Origin of the sequence: Paraburkholderia sp. EG286B (assembly GCF_040965655.1) — a bacterium.
Taxonomy (GTDB): Bacteria; Pseudomonadota; Gammaproteobacteria; order Burkholderiales; family Burkholderiaceae; genus Paraburkholderia.
Map to the genome: position 1 here is coordinate 1 of NZ_JBFRCF010000075.1, position 5,323 is coordinate 5,323.

The following is a 5,323-nucleotide window of genomic DNA, read 5'->3' on the forward strand; positions in this document are numbered from 1 at the left end:
CCGTCCGGGAACCAGGCTTCTTCTCCGCAGACTGTGTCAAAGTGGTGCCCATCAGATTGGAAATGATGGGCATCACTTTGATGTCGCCCTCAGCCACCGTCTATAACGGCCGGCACGAGCCGCTTACCGTATTGTCGTGACTGACGACCCCTTCTTTCCCGAAGCAATGCTCCGCGAAAAAGTCGTTCCCCGGTTCAAGAATGCACAAGTCCTTGAACTACGCGGTGCTGGTCATTTTCCGCACCTGGAGCAGCCTCGAGAGGTCGCACAGGCTATTTTGGAATTCGTAAATCACATATAAAAGCGCGAGGTTGTTTCCTCACGCGAAGCGATGCCCTCGCCAGATGTGCGTGAACAACTGAGCGTCTGGTGGCGCGTGATCCGGGCCCTGTGCGAGAAGCGCGAAATCCCGGATCGATCTTCCCCGGGGGCGATCCCGTCGGCTGACTCAGCGCGCGGTAACTTTGCGGCCCGCTCCTGCTGCGTCCACGAGCACGCACTTCGACGCATACGCCGCGTCGCGAGGGATCGCGACCCGCCATCAAGATAAGTCTTCCTATCTAAATAGGATAAACTTCGGCATGAGACATGATGGTCATATCAACAATCACGCGCGTGACGCTCGAGGCTTTGATCACGCTAGCGCGTTTTACTGCTTAGATCGTCTCAACCAGCGAATCTTCAACGCCGGCTCCGCCCACTCGCTTGCGTCTGCACGTCAGGCTCGACGGCTCGATCGGAGGTTCGGTCTGCAAATCCCTCCGGTGCACCCCTTCTCGTTACCAATCGTGTCGTGTTGCCACTTTGTCGACGACGCGATCGATTCTCCGGAAAAAGTCTGGATTGTTTAGGCCGTGGGTAAGGTTCACTGTTACGTAGCCGTCGGGAGAACTCGCATCCGCCTCGGGAAGCCTGAAAACTTCGTAACGCACAACGCCCGTTCGGACTGCCTTGGGTAAGGCGTCCCGCCGATCACGCATTTCTTGCAACATCATCGCAGTCGCGTCTGCGGAGTCTACTTCATAGTCAAGGTTCGCCGCGTGCAGATAGTCGGAAGGCGGGCTCAGTTCCCTATCGATTGAGTCCATCAGATAAGTACGGACCACGTTATCCAGATCGAACAGTTCGGCTTTGTTTGCACCATGCGGAGGTTTGACCACGACCTCAATCCCGACAGGTACTTTTAGAGGCAGCATCAACCACCGGAACGACGTGCCAAACTCTTTGAACGTGCCCTGGACTGAGGCCCTGAACGCTTTGGATCCGTCGTGGGTCGGCAGCGGGGGCAATGCAATGCGGAATGGTGCCTGCAGCATCCACGATTCCGATGTCTTCCGAGAACTCCGCATAAGTTCGTCCCACGCATCACCGCCTTCGGACGGGTTCAGGCGATAGAGGTCTGCGAGTTCTGTCAACCTCAATTGTCCAGTGCCAAGCAGATGTTCCTGAGCAAACTGTCTGTCGACAATCTCTGCAAGCAGACGATCCAACTTCACCATATCCGAGTCGTCCTCGGCTGGTGGATTTGCAGTTTGCTTTCTGACTGTTTCCAGTGAATCCGCAAACCGATAATCCGCGTGGAAATCGCCCTCAAAGAGATCATCATGTGTCTTCTCTAGGTCCGCGGCATAGACGAGATCTGCGATCACATCTCTCACCGGTGCGGCTACTTTCCGGAACTGAGGAATGTCGACACCGTGACTGCAGCTAACCGATAGCATTTTCACTTGCTGGTCGTCACCGTACAGCACGCCTCGCGGTCTGCGGGTGTTATCAAGGTGCGTCGCCTTTCCAAGCAGGTCCAGGAAATTCTTGGCGAGCGACTGGATCGGGCCAGGTTGATTGCTCGAAGTTTCGACGTGGAGATGTAGACAGATGCCACTGCGGAACGCTCGTCGCCGAGACGACCTTAGGTCTTCGATTACACTCCTCTGGAACGTCTTCGCGTAGTCAATGCATTCGCGCATCTGTTTCTTGGTCAACGCCTCCTGACCATCGATCAGCACACTTACGCGTCGGCGCAGACGCTGCTGATACTTGTGATATTCACCTTCCGATCCGCTCCAGTACGGATTATCGTTGCGATTAAGTGCCACGGATATGTATTTCTCGCTCTAGTTATCGTCTGTCAAGCATTCGCATTTTTTGCAGGCCACGCCCACAGACGTCTTTACGGCAGCTTGCGGAACACGCTTTAGAACTTGATCGCAAACTTCGGTCGAGATCCTAAGCACGCTGCTTCGGAGGCGCTACGAAAACGAAAGATGGAGCGACGAGTTGGCGAAAATTCACGAGCGGGAGATGCTTGATCGTATTGAGCGATATATCACAACTCATGAGAGACGTCGGCAGACTCTTGAGAGACGCGTGGTGCGCGTCAGAAGTGGCATCGGGACGGTCTCAAATCGCACTACGGTGCCGACGGCGCAAAGCTGACCGCGCTTAGGCGGCCCCGGGCTTCGATTGTCCTTGGATTCGTCGGGCGAAATCCTTTGCGCAAGGAGAACGTCAACACTTGACTATTCGCGCTGTGAATTTACGGACCCGATACTCTGTTCAATCCATCATGTCCACGACCTTAGGCTGACTCGCGAAACTCAATTGACGCTCGCCACCTCCCTCTCCATTAAGCGTTCGCAAGCGTCGTGTGCGTCAAATGCGGAGAAAACGTCCAGCTTCTCTTTCAAAGCCTGTTCGCGAAGCTCGCCTACGGTGTCCTCTACGATTGCATATTCGGAGTCTGAATAGATTGGAAGGCCTGGAGCAGGAATCCAAGCCGTTAATTCCATTCGCTCGGGGCTCGCAAAGCCGAAGGCGTCCCTTGCTCTTGCTAGACGCCACAGTGCCGCTGACGCAGCGCGCGAACGCACGAGAGTCTTACTTTTAGGATCGATCGCCGCATAGCAGGTCGCGTACGAGTGCCCTACGTAATCAATCGGAAATCCGGTGGGCGATCCGGTCAGACTGAATGTGCGATTGAAACGGTCTTCGAGCGACGGTCTCCGTGCGAGCACCTCTCGCTTCACGGAGTTCGCGAACCTGCTTTCGGACGAGGGACGAGGTGTTGACGTTGAAGCGTCGTCGGTTACGTTCTCATGCCGGGACTGGCGTCGGTGGAAAAGCGCACACCGTTCAAGCACGGCATCGACCACGCCAGATGCACTGTCTGCCTCAACCTCGAAACGTTCGCCAACTTCGACTCCGCCCAAGGGGACCTTCCAGAGGCTGGCTTCATGGCCGGCCTCCCTCCAAGTGAGATAGTCCGCCACGACGAGGTTTCCAAAAGAATGACAGGCGTATCCCAAATCCTGTGGCAGGCACTTGAGCACTCGCGGGGTTACGACGCGAGCGAATGGAACGCCACCGTGGTGCTCGCCGACTACTGCGATCACCAGCGATTCGCCGGAAGTTTCGAGTACCAGACGGACAAGGCGGGCACTGCCACTTGCGACCGGCTCGTCAAAAATGGGAAGGATGTGTTGAGTAAAGAAGTTCATGGCGCTGTGGGGCGGCTGCCACTGCGGTTGATACCAGCCAATTCGGGAATACCGATGGAGTCGAGCATCTCGACACGGAGAGTCTCAGCCTTTGCGCGAAGGTGTCGTCGAATCATCTCTCGTATCGACTCCGACTCGACGAGTTTATCCAACGGTAGCTTATCGACGGCTAGCACGCAATCCTCGCAAAACTGGCGGAGCGGCTGTTTCAGCGCGTGGCGGCGGTGGGGAGGCATCGCCTGAATCCGACGCAGGAGCACGTTTGGGCCGGGTGGAAGCCAGATCGATGTGCTGTCAGTGCCAACGCCACCTAACGCCCTTCCATGGTCAATTACAAACACTCCGGCCGGTGGCGCCAACAGCAGGTTTCCGCCGTGCCGGTCGTCGTTTCCAATTAGGGAGTCAAACGTGGCGATTTTTGCCATCAGGACGTCGTCTAGTCGTGCCTGATTAAAAACCACGTCAGAACTGGCTTCGTCAAAATGAAGAGGGCGCGCGTTGGGCAGTTCAACGGTCGCAAAGCAAAGCTGCGCTTCCTTGTCACCAAACGGCCAGTGACCGGCGGGCACCCGGTTCCGAGGAACGTTTACCCATAAAGGACGGGGTGCCTGCAGCCCGACCGCCCTCGCGAGCCAGGCGCAGACGGACTCGACTGTGAATGCGCCTTGTTGCAGCAACTTGACGAACGCCATCTCCTGTTCGACGCTGAGTAGCTGCACGCGCCCGTAGATAACAGGATTCGATGCTTGAGCAACGACGGTGTTCGGCCGATACCGCAGGCTCCCGTAGTCGAAAGGAAGTTCGAGGCTCGGCATTGACCACCTCTAGCGCTTGCGTCCGTCGTGTTCTTTGGCAACACCCTTATACGGTTCGCCGTCCGCCTTTTGCCCCATGAAGCGACCGGTCTTGTCGTTTCGCTTCACCCAATTTTCTGTCTTGGGATTAAAAACCTGCGAACGGTCATCCACCGAACCGACGCGGTAATCCTTTCCGGTATTCTTCGCCACGCTACATCTCCTGAAGAGGATACGGGCACAAGATATGGTGCTGAAGAGGCAGGATAACACTAAATAGCCTAGAGTGTGCGGCAGCGCGAATCCTTTACGGCATGGCCGGGACTGTTCCCCTGCAAACAGTCTCTGTCGACAAGCGCGATGCGCCACCGAAGTTCAGATATCTATTGCAAAGCGCGAACTCAATGCGACCAGCGGTTGGTCGGCGCGGTCTGCTGCGGCCGCTATCCGGGCTGGCCATGATAGTCAGGTTTGGCCGTGATAATTCATATTATCGCGGCATGAGCCTTTTTAATCGCGCCGAATCGGGTTGTCTTGCGTCGGCGCTGTGCGTTATCTATTCTGGAAATCCCGCCCTGCGCCCCGTACGGCTGGCCATGCGGCAACCGATGGCCGCCGTACGGCACGTGGAATCCGTTGCTGGAGTCCACCATGTCCCGACCCGCCGCCGTCACCCCCGACGCCATCCGCGCCACGGTCCTCGCCCTGCTCGCCGAAGCCGGCGACCCCGCCCCCGCGTCCGATGCCCGCTTCCGGAAAATCGTCTCGGTACGGAAGCTGCGGGCGCGGCTGGGCGCCGGCGACCCCGCCACGCTCTCGCGGCACCTCAATGCCATCGAAGCGGAAGTCGTGCAGGCGGGCCTGAGCGGCTTCGCCGTGCCCGGTGTGCCGGACGAGATCGCCGCGCTGTCGATGGCGGTCTAAATCCGCGCAAATCTGGCGGCGTCACATAGAGGCGGCGTGACGCGAGAGCAAAAAAGAACTCGCGGAAATGACCAACGCATCGTGACCGGGGCTTGTTGATGCAGGGCA

At 57.3% G+C, this 5,323-nt stretch carries 4 protein-coding genes and 3 pseudogenes; 2 read left to right on the forward strand and 5 right to left on the reverse strand.

From position 1 onward, the window contains the following. Positions 1-127: 127 nt before the first annotated feature. A pseudogene (locus AB4Y42_RS43390) lies at positions 128-301 on the forward strand (alpha/beta fold hydrolase); the annotation flags it as partial. 286 nt (positions 302-587) lie between these two features. Here AB4Y42_RS43390 and AB4Y42_RS43395 read toward each other — a convergent pair. The 5 genes and pseudogenes from AB4Y42_RS43395 to AB4Y42_RS43415 form a co-directional block, all read right to left on the reverse strand. After that, positions 588-755: pseudogene (locus AB4Y42_RS43395) on the reverse strand (IS5/IS1182 family transposase); the annotation flags it as partial. A gap of 24 nt (positions 756-779) precedes the next feature. Then, entirely contained in the window at positions 780-2,096 is a 1,317-nt protein-coding gene (locus AB4Y42_RS43400) for a hypothetical protein (protein WP_368697782.1), read from the reverse strand. 501 nt (positions 2,097-2,597) lie between these two features. After that, positions 2,598-3,497, reverse strand: coding sequence for a hypothetical protein (locus AB4Y42_RS43405; protein ID WP_368697783.1), 900 nt, complete (start codon positions 3,495-3,497; stop codon positions 2,598-2,600). Next, the gene (locus AB4Y42_RS43410; RefSeq protein ID WP_368697784.1) at positions 3,494-4,312 is read right to left on the reverse strand and encodes a HipA family kinase; all 819 of its coding nucleotides are present in this window, start codon (positions 4,310-4,312) and stop codon (positions 3,494-3,496) included. Before AB4Y42_RS43410 ends, AB4Y42_RS43405 begins: the two co-directional genes overlap by 4 nt. 9 nt (positions 4,313-4,321) lie before the next feature. Beyond that, positions 4,322-4,504: a hypothetical protein gene (locus AB4Y42_RS43415; protein ID WP_094781890.1), complete on the reverse strand. Its 183-nt coding sequence runs from the start codon at positions 4,502-4,504 to the stop codon at positions 4,322-4,324. Positions 4,505-4,942: 438 nt separating this feature from the next. On the opposite strand from AB4Y42_RS43415, the pseudogene AB4Y42_RS43420 reads away from it, so the two are divergent. Continuing rightward, a pseudogene (locus AB4Y42_RS43420) lies at positions 4,943-5,194 on the forward strand (DNA-binding protein); the annotation flags it as partial. Between the last annotated feature and the right edge of the window lie 129 nt (positions 5,195-5,323).